At 53.3% G+C, this 23,175-nt stretch carries 25 protein-coding genes; 20 read left to right on the top strand and 5 right to left on the bottom strand.

All coding sequences use genetic code 11. The annotated features are described in order from the left end of the window. Positions 1 to 100 precede the first annotated feature (100 nt). Positions 101 to 661: a hypothetical protein gene (locus QHL1GM_RS12985; protein ID WP_254795309.1), complete on the top strand. Its 561-nt coding sequence runs from the start codon at positions 101 to 103 to the stop codon at positions 659 to 661. Positions 662 to 713: 52 nt separating this feature from the next. After that, a complete protein-coding gene (locus QHL1GM_RS12980) occupies positions 714 to 1,619 on the top strand; it encodes a hypothetical protein (RefSeq protein WP_071694860.1) in 906 nt (301 codons plus the stop codon). A 65-nt stretch (positions 1,620 to 1,684) separates the two neighbouring features. Here the strand turns inward: QHL1GM_RS12980 and QHL1GM_RS12975 are convergent, their stop codons facing one another. The 5 genes from QHL1GM_RS12975 to QHL1GM_RS12955 all read right to left on the bottom strand — a co-directional run bounded on the left by QHL1GM_RS12975 (position 1,685) and on the right by QHL1GM_RS12955 (position 6,513). Then, positions 1,685 to 1,954 (bottom strand): hypothetical protein, encoded by a 270-nt coding sequence (locus QHL1GM_RS12975; protein WP_254795308.1) that lies wholly within the window; start codon positions 1,952 to 1,954, stop codon positions 1,685 to 1,687. A gap of 171 nt (positions 1,955 to 2,125) precedes the next feature. Then, complete coding sequence (hemL, locus tag QHL1GM_RS12970; RefSeq protein ID WP_071694858.1) at positions 2,126 to 3,406, bottom strand: glutamate-1-semialdehyde 2,1-aminomutase; 1,281 nt, start codon at positions 3,404 to 3,406, stop codon at positions 2,126 to 2,128. Between the two features lie 36 nt (positions 3,407 to 3,442). Then, entirely contained in the window at positions 3,443 to 4,252 is an 810-nt protein-coding gene (locus QHL1GM_RS12965; RefSeq protein WP_071694857.1) for a hydroxymethylpyrimidine/phosphomethylpyrimidine kinase, read from the bottom strand. Further along, positions 4,252 to 4,683, bottom strand: coding sequence for a protoporphyrinogen oxidase HemJ (gene hemJ, locus QHL1GM_RS12960; protein WP_071694856.1), 432 nt, complete (start codon positions 4,681 to 4,683; stop codon positions 4,252 to 4,254). The genes QHL1GM_RS12965 and hemJ overlap by 1 nt, the downstream gene beginning before the upstream one ends. 9 nt (positions 4,684 to 4,692) lie before the next feature. Beyond that, the gene (locus tag QHL1GM_RS12955) at positions 4,693 to 6,513 is read right to left on the bottom strand and encodes a chloride channel protein (protein ID WP_071694855.1); all 1,821 of its coding nucleotides are present in this window, start codon (positions 6,511 to 6,513) and stop codon (positions 4,693 to 4,695) included. A gap of 132 nt (positions 6,514 to 6,645) precedes the next feature. On the opposite strand from QHL1GM_RS12955, the gene argC reads away from it, so the two are divergent. From argC to QHL1GM_RS12865, 18 genes are all read left to right on the top strand, one after another. Beyond that, positions 6,646 to 7,680 (top strand): N-acetyl-gamma-glutamyl-phosphate reductase, encoded by a 1,035-nt coding sequence (gene argC, locus QHL1GM_RS12950; RefSeq protein ID WP_071694854.1) that lies wholly within the window; start codon positions 6,646 to 6,648, stop codon positions 7,678 to 7,680. Positions 7,681 to 8,009: 329 nt separating this feature from the next. Next, positions 8,010 to 8,363, top strand: a complete 354-nt coding sequence (erpA, locus tag QHL1GM_RS12945) for an iron-sulfur cluster insertion protein ErpA (protein WP_071694853.1) — start codon at positions 8,010 to 8,012, stop codon at positions 8,361 to 8,363. 148 nt (positions 8,364 to 8,511) lie between these two features. Continuing rightward, positions 8,512 to 9,288 (top strand): transporter substrate-binding domain-containing protein, encoded by a 777-nt coding sequence (locus QHL1GM_RS12940; RefSeq protein WP_071694852.1) that lies wholly within the window; start codon positions 8,512 to 8,514, stop codon positions 9,286 to 9,288. A 117-nt stretch (positions 9,289 to 9,405) separates the two neighbouring features. Further along, entirely contained in the window at positions 9,406 to 10,077 is a 672-nt protein-coding gene (locus QHL1GM_RS12935) for an amino acid ABC transporter permease (RefSeq protein WP_071694851.1), read from the top strand. Between the two features lie 23 nt (positions 10,078 to 10,100). Next, a complete protein-coding gene (locus tag QHL1GM_RS12930; RefSeq protein WP_071694850.1) occupies positions 10,101 to 10,859 on the top strand; it encodes an amino acid ABC transporter ATP-binding protein in 759 nt (252 codons plus the stop codon). A gap of 595 nt (positions 10,860 to 11,454) precedes the next feature. After that, the gene (gene mnmG / locus QHL1GM_RS12925) at positions 11,455 to 13,359 is read left to right on the top strand and encodes a tRNA uridine-5-carboxymethylaminomethyl(34) synthesis enzyme MnmG (RefSeq protein WP_071694849.1); all 1,905 of its coding nucleotides are present in this window, start codon (positions 11,455 to 11,457) and stop codon (positions 13,357 to 13,359) included. Then, a complete protein-coding gene (rsmG, locus tag QHL1GM_RS12920) occupies positions 13,356 to 14,021 on the top strand; it encodes a 16S rRNA (guanine(527)-N(7))-methyltransferase RsmG (RefSeq protein ID WP_071694848.1) in 666 nt (221 codons plus the stop codon). Before mnmG ends, rsmG begins: the two co-directional genes overlap by 4 nt. 45 nt (positions 14,022 to 14,066) lie before the next feature. Next, positions 14,067 to 14,834: a ParA family protein gene (locus QHL1GM_RS12915; RefSeq protein ID WP_071694847.1), complete on the top strand. Its 768-nt coding sequence runs from the start codon at positions 14,067 to 14,069 to the stop codon at positions 14,832 to 14,834. 15 nt (positions 14,835 to 14,849) lie between these two features. After that, on the top strand, positions 14,850 to 15,779 hold the full coding sequence (locus QHL1GM_RS12910; RefSeq protein ID WP_071694846.1) for a ParB/RepB/Spo0J family partition protein: 930 nt from the start codon (positions 14,850 to 14,852) through the stop codon (positions 15,777 to 15,779). Between the two features lie 217 nt (positions 15,780 to 15,996). Further along, positions 15,997 to 16,392: an ATP synthase subunit I gene (locus tag QHL1GM_RS12905; protein WP_071694845.1), complete on the top strand. Its 396-nt coding sequence runs from the start codon at positions 15,997 to 15,999 to the stop codon at positions 16,390 to 16,392. Positions 16,393 to 16,404: 12 nt separating this feature from the next. Next, positions 16,405 to 17,232 (top strand): F0F1 ATP synthase subunit A, encoded by an 828-nt coding sequence (gene atpB, locus QHL1GM_RS12900; RefSeq protein WP_071696000.1) that lies wholly within the window; start codon positions 16,405 to 16,407, stop codon positions 17,230 to 17,232. 64 nt (positions 17,233 to 17,296) lie between these two features. Further along, positions 17,297 to 17,524: a F0F1 ATP synthase subunit C gene (gene atpE, locus QHL1GM_RS12895; RefSeq protein WP_007112217.1), complete on the top strand. Its 228-nt coding sequence runs from the start codon at positions 17,297 to 17,299 to the stop codon at positions 17,522 to 17,524. 76 nt (positions 17,525 to 17,600) lie between these two features. Beyond that, positions 17,601 to 18,071 carry a F0F1 ATP synthase subunit B gene (locus QHL1GM_RS12890; RefSeq protein ID WP_071694844.1) on the top strand — a complete coding sequence of 157 codons (471 nt, stop codon included), beginning with the start codon at positions 17,601 to 17,603 and terminating at the stop codon, positions 18,069 to 18,071. A gap of 11 nt (positions 18,072 to 18,082) precedes the next feature. Further along, positions 18,083 to 18,619, top strand: a complete 537-nt coding sequence (locus tag QHL1GM_RS12885) for a F0F1 ATP synthase subunit delta (RefSeq protein WP_071694843.1) — start codon at positions 18,083 to 18,085, stop codon at positions 18,617 to 18,619. A 16-nt stretch (positions 18,620 to 18,635) separates the two neighbouring features. Then, positions 18,636 to 20,180, top strand: a complete 1,545-nt coding sequence (gene atpA, locus QHL1GM_RS12880; protein WP_071694842.1) for a F0F1 ATP synthase subunit alpha — start codon at positions 18,636 to 18,638, stop codon at positions 20,178 to 20,180. Between the two features lie 65 nt (positions 20,181 to 20,245). Next, a complete protein-coding gene (gene atpG / locus QHL1GM_RS12875) occupies positions 20,246 to 21,133 on the top strand; it encodes a F0F1 ATP synthase subunit gamma (RefSeq protein WP_071694841.1) in 888 nt (295 codons plus the stop codon). 73 nt (positions 21,134 to 21,206) lie between these two features. After that, positions 21,207 to 22,586, top strand: a complete 1,380-nt coding sequence (gene atpD / locus QHL1GM_RS12870) for a F0F1 ATP synthase subunit beta (protein ID WP_035556311.1) — start codon at positions 21,207 to 21,209, stop codon at positions 22,584 to 22,586. A 24-nt stretch (positions 22,587 to 22,610) separates the two neighbouring features. After that, complete coding sequence (locus QHL1GM_RS12865; protein WP_071694840.1) at positions 22,611 to 23,039, top strand: F0F1 ATP synthase subunit epsilon; 429 nt, start codon at positions 22,611 to 22,613, stop codon at positions 23,037 to 23,039. Positions 23,040 to 23,175 lie beyond the last annotated feature (136 nt).

Below are 23,175 nucleotides of genomic sequence, written 5' to 3'. Positions count from 1 at the left end.
TTTATATTATTTTGATTAGAAATCTAATAATTTTTAATTATAAAATTATTAACAAATACATAACTAAAATAATAAAAGGTTCGATAGCGTAAATTTCAAAATGATCCAAACTCAACACAAGAAATACAAATCGATACAAATTGTTTCAGAGGGAAATAATATGAAGCTGAATATTACCGCAACCAAACGATCTGCCCTAATGGCTGCACTGTTGACGGCAACCCTTTCAGTTTCTTTGACAATCAATGCGGACAGTAACCGTGTTGAGCAGTTCTCTAAGCAAGCTGCTGCCCAACAACATCAAGGCAACTACAGCATTATTGCGCAGATTGGTAACAATAACCGTACCAATGTTTCGCAATCAGCTAGTTACCAAGCCGGAAACTTTTCTAGCATTTATCAGTTAGGAAATTACAACACGGCGACGGTAACTCAAATAGGCGGTAATAACGTAAGTAATATCTCTCAAATAGGTAGAAATCATAAAGCGGATATTACTCAGTCAGGAAGCGCATCAAGACAACTAAATTCTTATGTGCGCCAACTTGGCAACCGGAGTGATGTACAGATTTCACAATCGGGGAGTGGCTACCGTGTCATTAGTGTTGAACAACAAGCGTTTTCAAGCAATGCACGTCCAGTCACCGTCGAAACCTACTGAGCAACAACCGTTGACTCAGTAATAACTAAAGCAAGCATCAAGGGGAAACACCATGAAAACTCAAATCACCACTATCGCTGCCGCCGTTGCCTTCGCTATGAGCACTGCTGCTTTTGCTCAGACAGCTGGTAGTGACTCCTCTACCTACCAATACGGTAGCGATAACACTACCAGTGTTACCCAGTGGGGAACACAAAAATCCCGAATTCTTCAAGAAGGGAACGGCAATAGTGCTTATGTCACTCAAGATGATGTTGCTGGTTATTCAACTTATGCGCCTGGCCGAAACGACTCAAATATCGAACAAACTGCTAATGGTAACGAAGCCGTTGTTGACCAGCTAGGGGCTTATAACGTTTCGGGTATTTATCAAACAAGTAGTGATAATGGTGCCTACGTTACCCAAGATGGCAAGAAGAATGATTCATATGTAAAACAAAGCTGGGGAACTGGCAACGAAGCCGTTGTGGTTCAAGATGGCAAGTTTAACGATTCTGTGATTGAACAACGTGGTTCTTACAATACTGCCAGCGTCGATCAAGACGGTTACAGTAATGACTCGTGGGTTGATCAAAGTGGATTTGGTAACGAAGCAAACGTAGATCAATCTGGTTGGAATAACCAATCTGGCATCCAACAGTCTGGCTTTTTTGGTGGCTACAACAACCTTGCTAACGTTGAACAAAACGGTTTCAGCAACGACTCGTGGATAGAGCAGTCTGGTAGTAACAACGATGATAGTGTTATCCAAAATGGTAATTACCTAGATAGTACGATTATTACCATTGGATATAACAACACTAGTAACGTAGAGCAGTCAGGTTTTGGTAATGATTCTTATATCAAAACTTTTGGTGCCAATAATGAACATAACGTTACTCAAGCTGGTTACAGCCATAACTCAACTATCACTACTTATGGCAATGGTAACGTTAATACTGTAAGCCAAGGTCGCTAAGCAAAGCGATACAAAATAAATATCGCATGCTCATAAATTCCGCCCCTTTCAGGGGCGGTTTTTTGTTAGCGAATTGACACTGTCAATGTTCCTCCCGCTCCCTGAGTTGACGAAGTAGAACGGTTACTGCCTTTTTGAATACCCACCTCTAGTCGCTCGTCATCACTTAACAGCTTTACTGTGCCTTCAAGCTCTGTACCGGTAAAGGTGTATTCAGCAGGTACTGTACCGCTCTCTTCAACGTGCTCGGTGGTTTCACCTTCATGGGTAATCCGCCAGTGGGCGGAAAACTCTGCGCCCGGCGAACCGCTCATGGTGATATGTATCTGGGTCATGTTCTGCTCCTGAGGCGTCTGTGCAGCGAGCGGGAAGCAGGCTAGCAGCCCCGCCGCGCAGATCACGTATCGCCAAGCCGCTGGTCGTATCATGAGTGTAACTCTCATCTAAGCATTAGCCGCTCAAGGTGAGCGGCTAATGCAGTATAGCGGGCTTTTAGTTACTTGCCGTTACATAACTGCAAAGGCTTTTTCTGCTGCATCCAGGGTGAACTGAATGTCTTCCGGGGTGTGTGCGCTGGACATAAAGCCTGCTTCGTAGGCAGAAGGCGCCAAGTAAACACCGTGATCAAGCATCGCGCCAAAGAAACGGCGGAAGGCATCCGGGTTACAGGCGGTGGCTTGGGCAAAGTTATCTACACGGCTTTGAGAGGTGAAGAAGAGCCCAAACATGCCGCCGGCCGACTGCGTCATCATCGGCACCCTTGCGGCATTGGCACGCTCCTGAAGGCCCGTGCAAAGCGTGTTAACCCGCTGGGTAAGCGCATCGTGAAAGCCTGGTACCTGTAGTTTGGTAAGTAGTGCAACGCCTGCGGCCATAGCCAGCGGGTTACCCGACAACGTACCCGCTTGGTAAACCGGCCCCATGGGGGAGATGTTTTGCATTATTTCGCGCTTGCCCCCAAAGGCGCCCACCGGCATACCACCACCGACAATTTTTCCCAAGCAGGTTAGATCGGGCACTATACCGTAGTGGGCTTGCGCTCCGCCCAATGCCACTCGAAAACCGGTCATCACTTCGTCAAAAATCAGCACGCTGCCGTACTCGTTACATACCCGGCGCAGTGTTTCCAAAAAGCCCGGTTGAGGCGGAATACAGTTCATATTGCCGGCAACGGGTTCAACGATAATGCAGGCAATCTGATCACCAATTTCGTTGAAACACGCCTCAACGCCTTCAGGGTCGTTAAACGAGAGCGTAATGGTGTGTTCAGCCAGCGACGCGGGGACGCCCGGCGAGCTGGGTTCGCCGTGGGTAAGCGCACCTGAGCCCGCTTTAACCAACAGCGAATCAGAGTGGCCGTGGTAGTTACCCTCGAACTTAACGATCTTATCGCGGCCGGTGGTACCTCGCGCCAGGCGTATCGCCGACATAGTCGCTTCGGTGCCCGAGCTGGTCATGCGCACCATATCCATGGAGGGAATCATTTCGCAGATCAAATCCGCCATGGTGGTTTCGACTGCGGTAGGGGTACCAAAGGACAGGCCATTGTCTAATCGCGCTCGCACGGCAGTCAATACGTCTTGGTCGGCATGCCCAGTGATCATGGGTCCCCAGGATCCGACATAGTCCACGTAGCGATTGCCTTCGACGTCAAACAAAAAGGCTCCTTGAGCACGCTCCATAAAGACCGGCGGACGGTGTAATCCCTTAAACGCCCGAACGGGTGAGTTTACGCCGCCCGGTATATGACGACTGGCAAGTTCAAACAGTTCAGCTGATGTAGTCATGGCATCCTCTCGGTCAATGGCGTACAGAAGATAGGATCAAAAACGGACAGCCCGTGAAACACGATGTGGCAAACACTGGCCGCTGGACGGTTGAAAGCCTTGAGACAGACTTTGCCAGGTAAAGCGCTGCGCCTGCTCACAAGCAGTTGGTAAGCGCTCACCAACAGCAATACGGGCGGCAATGGCCGATGCCAGCGTGCATCCAGAGCCATGGAACAGTTCAGGCAAACGTGGCCACTGCCACTGGCGAGTGGTATCGGGCGAGTGCAGGGTGTGCACTACCTGCTGCTCATTGCCGGGCAGAGGCTCATCTGTGGCCGTGACCAGGATGGCTTGGCACCCCTGTGACATCAGTGCCACCGCGCGGGCAGTATCATCGAAAGGAGTGATGATGTCGGGCGTAAGCTGGGCCAACTCAGCGCGATTCGGAGTTAAGATATCCACAAGCGGTAGCAAGCGATCAATAAACAGTTGACGCAAAGCAGGTGTGGATAACTCAGTTCCGCCACCGGCCTTAAAGACCGGATCGGCCACCACGGGAATGCCTGGAAAACGACGAATAATTTGCTCCGCTGCGCGCAGGGTGTCTTCATCAGCGAGTAAGCCAAGCTTAATCGCCGCGACCTGCATCTCACTAATCGCCTCGGCCATTTGGCGCATCGCGGTCGGATCAGCAGGGATCACGCGGGTCACATTATGACAATTTTGTACCGTCAGCGCAGTGGGGATCGTTACCGCCCAACCACCACAGGCTGCGATGGCTTCACTGTCAGCGATTAACCCTGCCCCACCAGTCGGATCATGCCCGGCAAGTACCAACACCACGGGAGGAAGTGGTCGGCGCATCAAAAGGGCTTCACAACGGCGAGAATAATAATCGCCACCAGCGCAATCACCGGTGCTTCGTTAAACCAGCGGAAAAACACATGACCTTTGGTACAACGATCCTGGTCAAACTGCTTTAAATAGATCAAACAAACGTGATGATAAGCAATAAGCACAACCACTAGCGCCAGCTTGGCGTGCATCCAGCCCTGGCTAAACCATTCGGGCACCAGGTAGAGCATCCAGCCACCAAAAATGAGCACCGCAATCATCGATGGTGTCATGATGCCACGGTAAAGCTTACGCTCCATGGTTTTAAAATAGCTGATGGCCTGTTCGTCGCCGTTATCCCGCGCAGTGGCGTGATACACATACAGGCGGGGTAAATAGAACAGCGCAGCAAACCACGTCACTACGGCCATTAAGTGAATAGCCTTCACCCATAGGTACATTGTCGCTCCTTAAAGTGATGAATCCTTCTCGCGTTTATCAGTGCCAAGGTCATCGGCGCCGCGTGGGTCAGTGTAGTGATAATAACGCTCGATGGCGCCACGGGTGATAATACCTGAAATACGTCGCTGCTTTGGGCGATAGCCATGCACAACGTAGAGCGCCCCCAGGGCGTTATCCTGCAGTTTTAGAAACGCTTCAGAAAGCGTCGCCTGCAAGCCAATCGGCGCCAGCTCCAAACGCTGCCCGGGGATTTCGAGTAAATCGATCAGTTCATCCGCAGGTGGCTCTTCCCCCTGCAGCGCCTCATCGTGCTCAAGTAACCAGCGTGCCAATTCAGCGGCTTTTAGCGCCAGCACGGGTTTTTCCTCTGTTGAGCGCTCGATCACTAGCCATACCGGGTTGGTTTCTAATAAAAGTCGCGCTCGATCAGGCGTGATCATTCGCTCGGTGCGCACCAGTTGACGCTCCATCACCGCAGGCACCGAAACCCTTGAGAGTGCCTGCATCAACGGCTGCTGAAGCGGGTGCAGCCCGTAGCGTACCGTGCTGATAAAAAAGCCTTCACAGCCAGTCAATTGACGCGAAGTTAAGCACGCCACCACCACCGCCAACATGCCGGGAAGCATGATACTCGGCGTGTGGGTTAACTCCAAAAGCGCCATTAGCGCAGCCAGGGGCGCTTGTAATACCGCCCCCATCATTGCAGCCATACCTAGCATTGCGTAAATGCCCGGATCCGCGGCTTTATCGGACCAAAGCCAGCCCCCCAGTAAACCAAACAGCGCGCCTGTAGCAGCGCCGATGACCAACACCGGGCCGATAATACCGATGGGAACACCACCAGCGACGGTTAGTGCCGTAAGCAGCAGTTTGACGATCATTAGCGCCAGCAGCACTTTAATTTCCAGCTGGTTATTGAGCGCCGCCGCCACGCTGTCATAGCCAATGCCTTGAACCTGGGGGAACCACCAGGCCACCGCACCAGTCGCCACCCCCACCAAGCCAAGACGCACCCAAAGCGGCCACTGCATAATCCGCTGACTGCGTGAAATATGAATAAACAGCCCTGCTAGCAGGCCAATCACCAACCCGGTAACCACAATCCACGGCAAGTTGATCAGTGAGCCCAGTGCTATCTCGGGGATACGGAAAGCGGGTTCGTTGCCATACGCCAACTGCGCCACCAGCGCGCCCATGGTAGAGGCCAAAATCACGGGCATAAAGCTCATCAAGGTGTACTCCATCATCACCACTTCCATGGCAAAGATGACACCCGCGATGGGCGTGTTAAAAGAGGCGGAAATAGCAGCTGCGGTGCCGCACGCCACGAGTACTCTCAGACTATTATTGGGCAAGCGTATCTGCTGACCAAGCCCGCTAGCCGCCGCTGCCCCCAAGTGAATCGCCGGGCCCTCACGGCCCGCAGACAAACCACCTAGCACTACGACAACACCAACCCACCATTGGTTAAGCCAATTACGTAACGGAAAACGGCCCTGATGATAGGTAAGCCGCTCAATCACGTGGCCAACGCCCAGCTTGCGCGCTGCCGGTTTTTGCCGGTACAGCAGCACACCCACGAGGGTAACCGCCAGCATGGGTAGCAGCGCACGTAGCCAGGGCGCCATGCTTTCAAACGCTTCTGGATCGCCATCGGTCATGTAGAGTGCGGCGCCCGCTTCCAATAGCAGCCGAAACGCCACCATCACAGCGCCGGTAATAACCCCCGAGACAAGGCCCAGCAAACAGAGTTGCGGAAGGGCGTCGACGTTGGCCAACTGGCGACGAAAACTCTCTAAGGTAAAATCCGATCGGGAAAAACGCGCCACAGCGACCTTCCTTGCTCATGTATCTACACTCTTGTGTATCATAGCTGGATACGCTTAAACAGCTTGGTATCCTATGCTTAGGCTAATAGCGAATTCGGTTTTCTACTCAGTGGCATCCGTAAGGAGTAATTTGTGATTAAGGTCGGCATTGTGGGCGGTACCGGTTACACCGGCGTTGAACTATTGCGGCTACTCGCCCAACACCCCCACGTCAACGTAGCCATGATTACCTCGCGCTCGGAAACCGGCGTCAAGGTGTGCGATATGTACCCCAACCTGCGCGGCCACTACGACACGCTGGCGTTTAGCGAGCCGGACGCCAAACAGTTGGGCGCCATGGATGCGGTATTTTTTGCCACACCTCACGGCGTTGCTCACGCCCTGGCGGGTGAGCTACTCGAAAACGGCACTCGGGTGATCGACCTATCAGCCGATTTCCGGCTGCGCGATGCCGATGAGTGGAGCCGTTGGTACGACCAGGCCCACGGCGCCCCAGAATTGTTGCAAGAGGCGGTCTACGGGCTGCCAGAAATGCACCGTGAGAAAATCAAAGAAGCACGTTTAATTGCGGTACCCGGCTGCTACCCCACTGCCGTTCAGTTGGGCTACCTGCCGCTTCTGGAAGCGGGTTTGATCGACCCAAGCCAATTGATTGCTGACTGCAAATCCGGCGTTACCGGCGCAGGCCGCGGCGCTAAGGTCGGCTCTCTGCTCGCCGAAGCCAGTGAGTCGATGAAAGCTTACGGCGCAGGTGGCCACCGCCATCTACCCGAAATTAGCCAAGGGCTTAGGGATATTCAGCAATCCACGGTGGGTTTAACCTTTGTGCCACACTTAACGCCGATGATCCGTGGCATTCACGCCACGCTTTACGGCCAGCTCACCGCTGAGCCCGGTGATCTGCAGGCTCTATTTGAGCAGCGCTATGCCAACGAACCGTTTGTCGATGTAATGCCTGCGGGAAGCCATCCTGAAACGCGCAGTGTCAAAGGCATCAATACCTGCCGCCTAGCGGTCCATCGCCCCGGCAATGGCAACACCGTCGTCGTGCTATCGGTGATTGATAACCTGGTCAAAGGCGCTTCGGGCCAAGCGATCCAAAACCTCAACCTGATGTTCGGCTTTGACGAGAACACCGGCCTAACAGCCCCGGCACTGATGCCTTAAAACCTCACCAAAACCAGCATGCAGAGGGCAGCTCAGAGAGGGCGATGTGCCGAAACCGATCACATGGTGCGAGGATAGGTTGAAGCGAAGGTCTTTTTCCAGGGCCGGAATAATGTTCCCGACAATTCCGGCATTTCCGCCATCCATGGCGGTCAGATGTCGAAAGTAGCGCCCAGGGATGGGTTCACAGCGCCCTCGCGGAAACCTGCCCTCGCCAGCTAAGATTCACCTAACTAATTCCCAGCAATAGTTGACCAATTTGCTGGGAATTACCCATAATCACCCCCCAATGCCGATTTATTCGTTCTTTAAGCTCGCGGGAGGTACCCATGAGCGGTGCAGAAGCCTTTGTTCCGACCCCACTACTGCTCTCTGATAGCGCACGCAAACGTATTAATGCGCTAATTGCAGAAGAGAATAATCCATCCCTTAAACTGCGGGTCTACGTGACCGGTGGCGGCTGTTCGGGCTTTCAGTACGGTTTCGATTTTGCTGAAAACGTCGCTGAAGATGACACCGTTATTGAATTTGGCAACGCTGCCTTAGTGGTTGACCCCCTCTCTTACCAGTATTTGGTAGGTTCCACCGTCGACTACGAAGAGGGCCTGGCAGGCGCACGTTTTCGTGTTCAAAACCCTAACGCCACCACCACCTGCGGCTGCGGCGCTTCCTTTATGGTCTAAACAGCGTTGGCCCACAACGCCCCCCGTGACTTGACGCCCTGACCGTTTCTCGCCAAGGTTGATAGGTCAATAACGGCTTAAGGGACGCTTCAAGCGGTTTAAATCGCTTTAAAGCCCACTACTAGCCTCATAAAGCACGGGGAAACTTATGAAAGTAGCACTACCACTCAACCTGACGAAAACAACGCTCGCACTCGCACTGGGATTGGGCAGCACCACTGCCGCCATGGCTGAATTGCCCAAAGTGAACGTGGCCACTGACCCAAGCTTTGTGCCGTTCGAAATGATGGATCAAGAAACCGGCGAAATGGTCGGCTTCGATATGGACATTATTAACGAAGTTGCTGAACGTGCAGGCTTTGAAGTCAATCTCACCACGATGGAATTTGCTGGCATTATTCCTGCCGTGCAAACCGGTAGCCAAGAGATCGCTATTGCGGGAACCACCATCACCGAAGAACGTGCTGAGATCGTTGACTTCTCCGACCCATACTACGATTCCGGCTTAAAAATCATCGTTCGTGCCGACAACGACGACGTTGAAACTATCGAAGACCTCGCCGACCTGTCTATCGCCACGCGCATTGGTTCCACCAGCTACGACTTCTTAAAAGAAGAGCTCGGTGAAGACGCCGATATCACTCCCTTCCCGGCCATGAGCGATATGTATATGGCGTTACTAGGCCGTAACGTCGATGCCGTTTTCTACGATGCGCCTAACGTTTCCTACTTCGCACAAACCCGCGGTGAAGGACGCACTAAAGTCGTTGGACCGTTGTACGAAGGTCAACAGTACGGCATCGTTTTTCATAAAGGCAGCGAATGGGTAGAGCCTACCAATGAAGCGCTTGCTGCGATGAAAGAAGACGGTACTTACGATGAGATTTACACCAAATGGTTTGGTGAAGCCTCCAGCGAAGAGTGAGCATAAATACTCGCTGACAGTATAACGTCATGACAGGGCCGGGTGGCCACAACCCCCGGCCCTGCTGCGTTTCTTGTGTGCTTTTCTCATCTCTGTTTTTGATTCAGGAGTCTACGCGTGGACGTCAATTTTCAATTTGATTGGTCGGCAGCGTTTGGGTCTATCCCTTACCTGCTGCCAGGTATTCCCTGGACACTGCTTATCTCGTTTGGCGGTCTCGCCATCGGTTTTTTTATCGGCATTTTCTTTGGCTTGTTACGTATTAGCCGCCTACGTTGGCTGCGCTGGCCAGCAATTTTGTACATTGAAGTATTTCGCGGCACGCCCATCCTGGTTCAAGTGCTGTTTATATTTTACGGCTTACCGCAACTGCTAGGAGGGCCGATTAATCCCTTGGTAGCCGGTATTGCTGCGATTGCCGTTAATTCTGGCGCTTATATCTCTGAAATCGTTCGCGGTGGCGTGCAGTCAATAGAGCGCGGACAAGGCGAAGCATCGCTCTCACTCGGTCTCTCCCGCACCCAGGCGTTTCGCTACGTTATCTGGCCCCAAGCCTTTCGGCGGATGATCCCCTCCCTGGGTAATCAGGGCATTATCAGTATCAAGGACACGTCACTGTTCTCGGTGATTGGCGTTGGTGAATTGGTGCGTCAAGGACAAATCTATATCTCCACCACCTTCACGGCCCTTGAGGTCTATTTCATGGTCGCATTGATGTATCTAGCGATCACTTGGACCCTATCAATCATCCTTCGCCAGCTTGAGATCAGAGGCCTGGCAGGACAATAAGGACACGCGCAATGAGCGAGACAATGAACGACGCAACGCAACCCATTGTGCGTATGCAGCAGCTCAATAAACACTTTGGCAGCCTGCACGTACTCAACGATATTGACCTAACGATTGTGCCTGGTGAAGTCGTCGTGATTATCGGTGCCAGTGGGTCAGGAAAATCCACGCTAATTCGCTGTATTAACGGCCTGGAAGAGTTCCAGTCCGGCAATCTGGTGGTCGACAGCAACGAACTATTGCCCCATGGAAAGAGTACCCAAGCGCTGCAAACCATCCGTACCGAAGTGGGCATGGTCTTTCAGCAGTTCAACCTTTTTCCCCATCTCAGCGTGATCGATAATGTCACCCTGGCGCCAATGAAAGTGCGTGGTTTAAGCCGGGACGACGCGGTCAGCAACGCAAAGCGGCTGCTTGACCGAGTAGGTATTGCTGACCAAGCGGATAAGTACCCTAGCCAGCTCTCAGGCGGCCAACAGCAACGTGTGGCACTGGCCCGCGCCTTGGCGATGGAACCCCGCCTGATGTTGTTTGACGAGCCTACGTCGGCGCTAGATCCGGAAATGATCGGCGAAGTACTGGATGCCATGCGTGAGTTGGCCAAAGAAGGCATGACGATGGTGATAGTTACCCATGAAATGGGCTTCGCCCGCGAGGTTGCCGACCGGGTTATTTTTATCCATAAAGGCGAGATAACTGAGCAGGGCCATCCGGAAGAATTGTTCGATACGCCACAACACGAACGCACCCAATCCTTCCTCGCGCGCGTGCTTAAACATTAAATTGAACACCCTTTCGCGCTTTAAAATAACCGCCAATTCACGCTGAATAACGCTTTTTTACCGGCCTGTCGACACGACAGGCCATTTTTTTGCCTGTGGATAAAGTTTTTTTACTTTCATCGGTTTTATCACCTTAAGGCCTACTATGGCCGTCTCTTAGCATTAGCTCTACACCCAACGGTGGTTGTTCACAGGTGCGGTAACAACCCAGGTACTGGACGGTGGATAAGCCGTGCCTAATTACATCTGTGGATAAAGCACTATTCCATCCACAGGCTTAGCACCCTTTCTGCCCAGGAACTCCCGCCTTCAAACATGTAGAAGTCAACAATATAAGCGCATGAAATTACTAACAATAAATCGCTTATACACAGAAATTGTCCACACTAGTAATTACAACATTTACAGAACTTCTCTTATTTTATATTTATGTTGTTATTAATAGAGGCTGTTTAACAATTCGGGGTGTGGAAAAACCTGACGGTTACCCACAGGGGGTTTATACTTGCCGCCTCATTGATCTAAGGTGGCTGCGTCTAGAATCGACTGCACTGGCCACATCATCCGTGCCGATAGGCACAAGACGAGGTGTCTTTTGAATTACCCCGACCGCTTTGACGTGATTGTCATCGGCGGTGGCCATGCGGGAACTGAAGCCGCACTGGCCTCTGCTCGCATGGGCTGTCAGACCCTGCTGCTCACCCATAACATCGAAACTCTGGGCCAAATGTCGTGTAATCCCGCCATTGGCGGCATCGGCAAAAGTCACTTGGTCAAGGAAATTGATGCACTGGGCGGCGCCATGGGGCTTGCCACGGACTTGGGTGGCATCCAGTTTCGCGTGCTCAATGCCAGCAAAGGGCCCGCCGTTCGGGCCACCCGTGCCCAGGCTGACCGCATCCGTTATAAGGCAGCGATCCGTGGAATGCTGGAAAACCAGCCCAACTTAACGATCTTCCAGCAAGCCGCTGGTGATCTGATTGTGGATAACGACACCGTACGAGGCGTCGTCACGGAAACCGGCATTCGCTTTCATGCCGACAGCGTCGTCCTGTGTACCGGGACATTTTTGGGTGGCGTGATTCACATTGGTTTGGATCAAAGCAAAGGCGGCCGAGCAGGCGATCCGCCCTCCAATGCGTTGGCCGAACGTCTGCGCGCACTGCCGTTTCGCGTTGATCGCCTAAAAACCGGCACACCGCCGCGTATTGATGCCAAAAGCGTGGATTTTTCCCAGTTGGAAGAGCAGCCCGGCGATAGCCCAACACCGGTTATGTCCTATCTGGGATCACGGGAAATGCATCCTCAGCAGGTGAGTTGCCATATTGCTCACACCAATCAGCAGACTCATGATCTGATTCTGGCCAACCTTGATCGCTCGCCGATGTATTCCGGCGTCATCGAGGGGATCGGACCGCGTTACTGCCCATCGATTGAAGACAAGGTTCATCGCTTCGCCGATAAATCCAGCCACCAGGTGTTTATTGAACCCGAAGGCTTGGATACTCATGAGCTCTACCCCAACGGCATCTCGACTTCGCTGCCTTTTGACGTGCAGATTCAGGTGGTGCGTTCCATCAAAGGCCTGGAAAACGCCCATATAACCCGGCCTGGTTACGCAATTGAGTACGACTTTTTTGATCCACGAGACTTAAAACACTCGCTGGAAACTAAATTTATCCACAACCTGTTTTTTGCTGGTCAGATCAACGGCACTACCGGTTATGAAGAAGCCGGTGCTCAAGGTTTGCTAGCAGGCCTGAATGCTGCACGCCGCGCTCAAGAGCTGGAAGCCTGGTATCCCCGCCGCGATGAAGCCTATCTCGGCGTACTGGTTGATGACCTGATTACCATGGGCACAAAAGAGCCCTACCGGATGTTTACCTCCCGGGCGGAGTACCGCCTGCTGCTGCGTGAAGACAACGCGGATCTGCGTTTAACCGAAGCGGGCCGAAAATTGGGGCTTGTCGACGACACGCGCTGGACAGCGTTTAGCCAAAAACGCGAGGCTATCGAACAAGAGAGCGCGCGGTTAAGCACCCTGTGGATACAACCGGGAAGTCCAGCGGCTGAACAAGTGGCCGAAAAAACCGGCGCACCGCTTACTCGCGAGTATTGCCTGAGTGATCTGCTTAAACGCCCTGAATTGAATTACAGCGATTTGGCCAATCTCCCCGGTATCGAGGGCACCCTGGTCACTGACCCGGCAGTCGCCGAGCAGGTGCAGATTCAGGCTAAGTATCAAGGCTATATCGATCGCCAGCAGCATGAGATCGATAAGCTCAAGCGCCACGAAGCCACGCCACTGCCTGCGGAACTGGATTATTTGAAAGTGGAAGGCTTGTCTAACGAAATTCGCCAAAAGCTGGCTGAAGCGCGGCCAGAAACGCTTGCCCATGCGGCGCGGATTTCAGGCGTCACCCCGGCGGCCGTCTCTATTTTGCTGGTGCATCTGAAAAAGCGCCGATTGGTGGCAGCGGCTGAGGTAGTTAACGGATGAGTTCGTTGAACCCACTGTTGAAAACTCTGGCTGCAAGCGTTGCACCACGGCTTGATCAAGGGCTTAGCCAGTTAGGCATCGCCGTTGACGAACATCAACGCGAACAGCTGCTAGGCTTATTGGCACTGTTGCACAAGTGGAACCGGGCTTATAACCTCACAGCGGTACGCGAGGTGGATGACATGGTGTCGCGCCACGTGCTGGATAGCGCCGCTGTGTTGCCCTATGTCCAGGGGCCACGGCTACTGGATGTAGGCGCGGGCCCTGGACTTCCGGGCATCGTATTAGCGATATTAGCCCCCCAGCTTGATGTGACACTGCTAGATAGCAATGGCAAAAAGGTGCGCTTTCAGCGCCAGGCGGTAATGGAGCTAGGGCTTGAAAACGTAACTCCCGTACAGGCGCGGGTGGAACAGTTTGAAGCCGCCGCTTTTGATCAGGTGATTTCCCGGGCCTTTGCCAGCCTAGTCGATTTTGTCACTTTGACCCGCCAGCTACCCAGCGCCGACGGCCAGTGGTTAGCCATGAAAGGCCCGGGGGCGGATGATGAACTGCGTGACCTGCCCACCGGTATACGTTTACACCAGCGTCATTTGTTGGAAGTGCCCTTTGAAGCAGCCCAGCGGCAGCTGCTGGTTTTAAATGTGAAAGCTGAATGTTGATTGAAAGCTGAACGTTGATTCTGACCCCCAGAAGGAGTTGAGCAAGTGAGCCAGATCATTGCCCTGACCAACCAAAAAGGCGGCGTGGGCAAGACCACCTCGGCCGTTAACCTGGCGGCCAGTCTCGCTGCGCTCGACCGTCGCGTACTACTGGTGGATCTTGACCCCCAAGGCCATGCCAGCATGGGCAGCGGCATCGATAAATACGAGCTCGATAAAAGCGTGCTTGACGTTCTACTGGGTGAAGCAACGGCCGCTGAAACGATTGTCAAAAAGCTGGCGGTCAAGTACGACGTACTGCCGGGTAACGGTGATCTCACCGCCGCCGAAGTCGAGCTACTGGATCGCGATAAAAGCGAGAGCTGCTTAACTACCGCGCTTGCTTCAGTCTCGGATGCGTATGACGTGGTACTGATCGACTGCCCGCCCTCTTTGAACATGCTGACCGTCAATGCATTAACGGCTTCCGATAGCGTGCTGATCCCTCTACAGTGTGAGTTCTACGCCCTGGAGGGGCTATCGGCCCTGCTCGATACCGTTGAGCAGATTAAGCAAAATGTGAATCCTGATCTGGCCATTGCGGGCATTTTGCGCACGATGTACGACAAGCGCACCAGTTTAACGCGGGAAGTGGATAAGCAATTACGTGACTATTTTGGCGACATGCTGTTGAAAACGACCATTCCTCGTAACGTAAAAGTTGCCGAAGCGCCGAGCCACGGACTGCCCGTTACACAATATGCCCGGTTCTCCCGGGGTAGCCAGGCCTATCGTGTGTTGGCGAAAGAGATGATTCGTCGCCTAGCGTTATAAAATGAGGAAAAGCGAATGACGCGTAAACCCGCGCTGGGACGTGGCCTGGATGCCCTGATTGGTGCCGGTGCCCGTCGCCGTGACAGCTTAGAACTTGCCGGTAGCGGCACACCGTTGGAGCTTACTGACGCAGCGCGCAGCGCCGCGGTCAGCGACGTTGCCGAGGATCGCCTTGAACGCCTGCCGTTAGGGCAATTAACGCGAGGTAAATATCAACCGCGCCGCGATATTCAGCCCGAAGCGCTAGAAGAGCTGGCGGACTCAATTCGCGCTCAGGGCGTGATGCAGCCCATTGTCGTGCGTCCCATCGGCGTGGATCGCTACGAAATTATTGCCGGTGAGCGCCGCTGGCGGGCAGCGCAACTTGCCGAACTGGACGTCATTCCGGCAGTGATCCGGGAAGTCAGCGATGAAGTTGCCTTGGCACTGGCGCTGATCGAAAACATTCAGCGTGAAAACCTCAACGCCATTGAAGAAGCCATGGCGCTTAAGCGCTTGGGCGAAGAGTTTGAGCTGACTCAGCAGCAGATAGCCGACGCAGTGGGTAAATCGCGCACCCAGGTGGCCAACCTGTTGCGTCTGCTGGCGCTAGACCCTGAAGTGCAGACCCTACTCGAACGCGGCGACCTGGATATGGGCCACGCACGGGCGCTGTTAACGCTAAACAGCACCCAGCAGCGGCAGGTGGCTCATGAGGTGGTCAACAATGACATGACGGTGCGGGCCACCGAAGCGCTGGTGAAAAAAGTCCAAACCAGCCAAACGCCAATCAAAACGCCTAGCCGGCAAAGCAAGCAGCCCGATGTAGCTAAGCTTGAAACCCATCTTGGCGAACTGCTCGGTGCACCTGTCTCCATTGACCATGGGCAAAAAGGCAAAGGTAAATTAACAATACGCTATACCAGCCTTGAAGAATTGGACGGTATCTTAAATCATATTAAATAGCAGGCTATTAAATATCGCGTAAGAAGTGCACACGTTTTCCCTCTTTGGTCGCAAATAGGGCCCTTAACGGGCAAAATCGGTGCGAGTTCGGTTGAAGGTGTGATAGCGCTTCCCTATAATCGCGCAAGATTTGTGCAGGTTGCCTTGGTCTGTCGAGGTATTAGCTTGTCGAGGTATGGGTTTTCATTAGTGAGGCTGGGTATTTTTCCCAAGAGCTATGCAGCGATACGAAACCCAGCGGCGAAAAACCTATATCATTCGACTGACGGTCGCACAGCTGATAATTACGTTTGTAGGTATGCTAGCGGCCTACCTAGCCGCAGACGTTGAAGGCGTCTCATCGGTATTTAAAGGAGCGTTGGTAGCCTTATTGCCGCACGCCTTTTTTATTCAGCGAATGGGTGTTTTTCAACCTAGGCGCCGAACACGAGGAGCGATGCACTTATTTCGTGCTGAAGCAGGTAAGTTTGGTTTGACGGTGGCACTGTTTGTAGCAGTGTTCGTGGCAGCGCCCCCTTCAAACCCCGCTTTATTTTTTTATGCTTACGTCGCGGTTGTTCTAACGCATTGGCTCACGCCTTGGCTGATGCCTAGAGATCGCACAACTAATTGAGGTGACATGTCCATGGCCGCAGGAAACGAAGTCTCTTCGACTTACTATATCCAGCACCACTTGCAGAACCTGACCTTTGGCAACCACCCCGTTAACGGCTGGTCTTTGGCAAACTCTGCAGAAGAAGCACGCGAAATGGGCTTCTGGGCCATTCACCTAGATACCATGGGCTGGTCGATCGCCATGGGGCTGCTGTTTATCTGGTTTTTCCGCAAAGCCGGTAAAATGGCGACTACCGGCGTACCCGGTGGGCTACAAAATGCGGTAGAAATGGTCGTTGAGTTTATCGAGAACCTTACTCGCGCTACTTTCCATGGCAAAAACCCGATGATCGCGCCATTAGCGTTGACGCTGTTTGTCTGGATTTTGCTGATGAACACGCTGAAAATTATCCCGGTGGACTACTTCCCTGTGCTGTTCGCCAAGCTTGGCGTCGATTATATGAAGATTGTCCCGACGACTGACCCCAATGCCACACTGGGTATGGCGCTGGGTGTGTTTGGTCTGATTATTTATTACAGCATTAAGGTGAAAGGCGCAGGCGGTTTTGCCAGAGAGCTATCGTTAACGCCGTTCAATCACTGGGCGCTGATTCCTTTCAACCTAGTACTCGAAATCATTGGCTTGCTTGTGAAGCCGCTAGGTCTCGGTCTACGTCTTTTCGGCAACATGTTTGCCGGTGAAGTGATCTTTATTCTGATCGCCCTGCTTCCATTCTGGGCTATCTGGCTATTGGATGTGCCATGGGCCATCTTCCACATCTTGGTGGTCACTCTGCAGGCCTTCATTTTTACAACGCTATCGGTTGTATATCTGAGCGCTGCACACGAACACCATTAACCTAGCAATAACGTTTTCATTAACCCTCAACCCTTAACCAAAACTTAAACTCAGGAGCTTCATCATGGAAATGGTTTATCTTTCAGCTGCCATCATCATCGGTCTGGGCGCACTGGCTACCGGCATTGGCTTCGCTCTGTTGGGCGGCAAACTGCTTGAGTCAACTGCACGCCAGCCTGAACTGGGTGACCAACTGCAAACCAAAACCTTCATCATGGCCGGCCTGCTTGACGCCGTTCCGATGATCGGTGTTGGTATTGCGATGTACCTGATTTTCGTTGTTGCCGGTTAATGACAGCTCAGCCGGGCGCTAAGCGCTCGGTTTTGTTTCACTCCGGTCGCCACGAACTTGTCAGAGGTACATTCCTGTGAATATCAACATGACGCTAATCGGGCAGACGATCGCCTTCGCGATCTTTGTCTGGTTTTGCATAAAGTATGTGTGGCCTCCGATCAGCAACGCGCTTCATGAGCGTCAGAAGAAAATTGCTGATGGCTTGGATGCAGCCAGCCGTGCTAACCGTGATCTTGAGCTTGCTCAAGAGCGGGCAGAACAGACGCTGCGTGAAAGCAAGGAGCAAGCTTCTCAAATTCTTGAGCAGACCAACAAGCGCTCTGCCCAGATGATTGAAGAAGCCCGCGAGCAAGCCCGTGCCGAAGGCGAACGCCTAGTAGCCAGCGCACGTTCAGAGATCGAGCAAGAAGTGAATCGTGCAAAAGACGAGCTTCGCGCCCAGGTCTCTTATCTCGCTGTTATGGGTGCCGAGCGTGTTCTTGAAGCTTCGGTCGACGAACAAGCCCATCGCAAGTTACTTGATGAGCTTGCTGCTGAACTGTAAGGAGGTGAATTATGGCGGAATTACTGACCGTCGCTCGTCCTTACGCTAAGGCAGCGTTTGAATACGCGCGTGATCATGAGGCGCTTGATAGCTGGTCACAGGCGCTGGGCTTTTTAAGCTTAGCGGTCGCTGACAGCGATGTTCGTCGTTTGCTGGGCAGTCCAAAACTTGAGAACGCGCAAAAAGTATCGCTGCTGGCCGATATGATACCTGGCGAGCACGACGACGCTTTACAGCGTTTTTTAGATGTTTTGGCAGACCAAGGTCGTTTGATGTCACTTTCATCAATCGCTGTGCAGTTTGAGCACCTACGTGCCGAACACGAGCAGCGGGTTGAAGTGAACGTCACCTCTGCTTACAAACTAGATAGTAAGCAGAAGACCAAGCTAGCGAACGCGCTCAAGAAACGTCTGAATCGCGAAATCTCCATTACTACTCAGGTGGACAAGTCGCTTATCGGCGGTGTCATCCTGCGTGCTGGCGACACCGTTATTGACGGCTCCGTACGTGGTCGATTGAACCGCCTTACCGAAGCGCTAACCGCTTGAGTCTGAGGGACATGGCATGCAGCAACTGAATCCTTCCGAGATCAGCGACATCATCAAGCAGCGAATTGAAAAGCTTGACGTCGCATCCGAAGCCCGTAATCAGGGCACCATCGTCACCGTTTCCGACGGTATCGTGAAAATTCACGGCCTCGAAGACGCGATGTTTGGTGAAATGATTGAATTTCCCAACAGCATTTTTGGCATGGTACTCAACCTGGAGCGCGACTCCGTTGGTGCCGTAGTGCTGGGTGACTACCTGCAGCTTGAAGAGGGCATGACCGCCAAGTGTACCGGTCGTATTCTCGAAGTGCCGGTAGGCCCAGAGCTGATTGGTCGCGTTGTCGATGCGCTGGGTAATCCTATCGACGGCAAAGGCGAGATTAACGCTAAAATGACCGACGCCGTTGAGAAAGTGGCGCCGGGCGTTATTACCCGTCAATCCGTTGATGAGCCGATTCAAACCGGCCTGAAGTCGATCGACGCCATGGTGCCGATCGGTCGCGGTCAGCGTGAGCTGATCATCGGTGACCGTCAGATTGGTAAGTCCGCCATTGCCATCGATGCGATCATCAACCAGAAAGGCAAAGGCGTGACTTGTGTGTACGTAGCGATTGGTCAGAAGCAGTCGACCATTGCTAACGTGGTACGCAAGCTCGAAGAGCACGGCGCCATGGAACACACCATTGTCGTCGCCGCTGGCGCAGCCGATCCGGCGCCGATGCAGTTCCTGGCTCCTTATGCGGGTTGCACCATGGGTGAATACTTCCGCGACCGCGGCGAGAACTCCCTCATCGTATATGACGACCTTTCCAAGCAGGCCGTAGCCTACCGTCAGGTATCGCTGCTGTTGCGTCGTCCGCCGGGCCGTGAAGCTTATCCTGGTGACGTGTTCTATCTCCACTCGCGTCTTCTAGAGCGTGCTGCGCGCGTTAACGTCGACTACGTTGAGAAGTTCACCAATGGTGAAGTGAAAGGCAAAACCGGTTCCTTAACCGCGCTGCCAATCATCGAAACCCAGGGTGGCGACGTTTCTGCGTTTGTTCCGACCAACGTGATCTCGATCACCGATGGTCAGATCTTCCTGGAAACCAACCTGTTTAACTCCGGTATTCGTCCGGCGATTAACGCAGGTTTGTCGGTTTCTCGTGTCGGTGGTTCGGCGCAGACCAAAATCATCAAAAAGCTCGGCGGTAGCGTACGTCTAGCACTGGCTCAGTACCGTGAGCTGGCGGCGTTCTCGCAGTTTGCCTCTGATCTTGATGAAGCCACGCGTAAGCAGCTTGAGCACGGTCAGCGTGTTACTGAGCTGATGAAGCAGAACCAGTACTCGCCAATGTCAGTTGCCGAGATGGCGCTCTCGCTGTATGCCGCCAACGAAGGTTATCTGGACGATGTCGACGTGACCAAAGTGTTGGACTTCGAGCGTGCGTTGCACGACTACATGAAGTCTGAGCACGGTGATCTGCTCGACAAGATCAACCAGACCGGCGACTACAACGGTGAGATTCAAGACAGCTTGAAGTCGGGTCTCGAGAAGTTCAAGGCGACTCAGAGCTGGTGATGTCTGGCCCGCCTGCGGGCGGGTTTGCATGCTTTCTGAGAGCCACGAACGAAGGGTAGATCGCTATGGCAGCTGCAAAAGAGATACGCACCCAGATCGGGAGCATTAAAAATACGCAGAAGATCACCAGCGCCATGGAAATGGTGGCTGCATCGAAAATGCGTAAAGCGCAAGATCTGATGAGAGCTAGTCAGCCTTACGCTAAGCAGATCCGCGAAGTGGTCAGCCACATTGCTGACGCGAATCCCGAGTACAAGCACGACTATATGGTCGAGCGTAGCGAGGTTAAGCGCGTTGGTTACATTGTGGTCTCCACAGACCGTGGTCTGTGCGGTGGCTTGAATCACAACCTCTTCAAAGCCTTACTCAAACAGGCCAGCGAGTGGAAAAAGCAGGGCGCAGAGCAGGATTTCTGTGCTCTAGGCGCTAAGGCCAGCACCTTTTTCCGCAACTACGGTGGCAATTTGGTGGCGGCGAAAAGTGGTTTAGGCGAAGCCCCGACCGTTGAGGGTTTGATTGGCAGTATTAAGGTCATGCTCGAAGCGTACGATGAAGGACGTCTCGACCGGCTTTACGTGGTGCACAACGAGTTTGTGAACACCATGACCCAAAAGCCAGTGGTTCGTCAGCTTCTTCCGCTGTCGCCTGATATGGGCGCAGACGCTGAGCAAGACGACGAAAACGCCCGTCCCGGAAGCTGGGACTACCTGTATGAACCGGATGCCAAGGCGTTGCTCGATAGCCTGCTGGTTCGTTTCATCGAATCGCAGGTGTATCAGGCGGTAGTGGAAAACGGCGCTTGTGAACAAGCCGCCCGAATGATCGCTATGAAAAGTGCCACTGACAACGCAGGCGGCCTGATCGACGATCTGGAGATGGTCTACAACAAGGCCCGTCAGGCCGCCATCACCCAGGAAATTTCTGAGATCGTCGGCGGCGCTGCTGCCGTATAACGCCTAGGGAGACGCTCTTTTAAGCGGCTCCCGGCAGACAGGTTTCATTTGCAGGTTTTAGAGAGGAACCAAGATGAGCGGACGTATCGTACAAATCATCGGCGCGGTGATTGACGTAGAGTTTCCGCGGGACTCTGTGCCCAAGGTCTACGACGCGCTGAAGGTCTCCGATGTTGAGACCATCCTCGAAGTCCAGCAGCAGCTGGGCGACGGCGTGGTGCGCACCATCGCCATGGGCTCTACTGAGGGCTTGAAGCGTGGCATGGAAACGACCAGCACAGGTGCCGCTATTTCCGTACCGGTAGGTAAGGAAACGCTGGGCCGTATTATGAACGTACTCGGCGAGCCGATCGACGAAGCAGGACCGATCGGCGAGCAAGAGCGTATGCCGATTCACCGTAAAGCGCCGAGCTATGCCGACCAAGCAGCCTCTAACGAGCTGCTGGAAACCGGCATCAAGGTTATCGACTTGGTCTGCCCGTTTGCTAAGGGTGGTAAAGTTGGCCTGTTCGGCGGCGCCGGTGTGGGTAAAACCGTTAACATGATGGAGCTTATCCGCAACATCGCCACCGAGCACAGCGGCTACTCTGTATTCGCCGGTGTTGGTGAGCGTACGCGTGAGGGTAACGACTTCTATCACGAAATGACGGAATCCAACGTTATCGATAAGGTATCGCTGGTTTACGGTCAGATGAACGAGCCTCCGGGCAACCGTCTGCGCGTAGCGTTGACCGGCCTGACCATCGCTGAGAAATTCCGTGATGAAGGCCGCGACGTTCTGCTGTTCGTCGATAACATCTACCGCTACACCCTGGCAGGTACCGAAGTATCGGCACTGTTGGGTCGTATGCCGTCAGCGGTAGGTTATCAGCCGACGCTGGCTGAAGAGATGGGCGTTCTGCAGGAGCGTATTACCTCGACGAAAACCGGTTCAATCACTTCCGTACAGGCCGTTTATGTACCTGCGGATGACTTGACCGACCCGTCGCCGGCAACCACCTTCTCGCACCTGGATGCTACCGTGGTATTGGCGCGTTCTATCGCCGAACTGGGTATCTACCCGGCGATCGACCCGTTGGACTCCACCTCACGTCAGTTGGATCCGCTGGTCGTCGGTGAAGAGCACTATGCCACCGCGCGCGGTGTGCAGAACGTTCTTCAGCGCTACAAAGAGCTTAAGGATATCATCGCCATTCTGGGTATGGACGAGCTGTCTGATGAAGACAAGCTGGCCGTTTCCCGGGCGCGTAAAATCCAGCGCTTCTTGTCGCAGCCGTTCTTCGTGGCCGAAGTATTTACCGGTTCACCAGGTAAGTATGTCTCACTGAAAGACACGATCAGTGGCTTCCAGGGCATACTTGCTGGCGAATACGACGATATGCCGGAACAGGCCTTCTACATGGTCGGCTCCATCGACGAAGCCGTCGAGAAAGCCAACCAGATGAAGAAGTAATCCCGTCCATTAGGGGGATTCGCTATGGCGAATAGCTTTACTTGCAATATCGTCAGCGCTGAAGCTTCGATCTTCTCAGGTACCGTTGAGCAGGTGATTGCTTCCGGAATGATGGGTGACCTGGGCATTTTGCCAGGTCACGCTCCACTGCTGACCGAGCTTCAGCCGGGTCCGGTACGCGTGATTCACGATGATGGCAAGGAGGAGAACTTCTTTGTCTCGGGGGGCTTCATGGAAGTCCAGCCGGATGTCGTGACGATTCTGGCCGACTCTGCATCGCGTGCCAGCGACCTCAACGAGGCCGCTGCCGAAGAAGCACGGCAGCAGGCGCTGAAAGCCTTTAATGAGAAGTCATCGGAGCTCGATTATACTCGCGCTGCCGCTGAACTTGCCGAAGCCGTTGCACAGCTGCGAACGATTCAGCAGCTGCGTAAAAAGGCGGGTAAAGGCTAACACCCACGCACTTGGCGTGTGTCCAACGCCCCTTGAACCCGCTACCAGGGTTTAAGGGGCGTTTTTTTGTTTGGCAGTTAGATAAGTAAGTATGATGAGCTTGGTCAGAAGGATGGACTAGGTGAGGGATTAGTTC

Source organism: Halomonas sp. QHL1, assembly GCF_001882345.1.
GTDB lineage: Bacteria > Pseudomonadota > Gammaproteobacteria > Pseudomonadales > Halomonadaceae > Vreelandella.
Note: the sequence above shows the minus strand (reverse complement) of the source record. Positions and strands in the feature narration are given on the sequence as shown.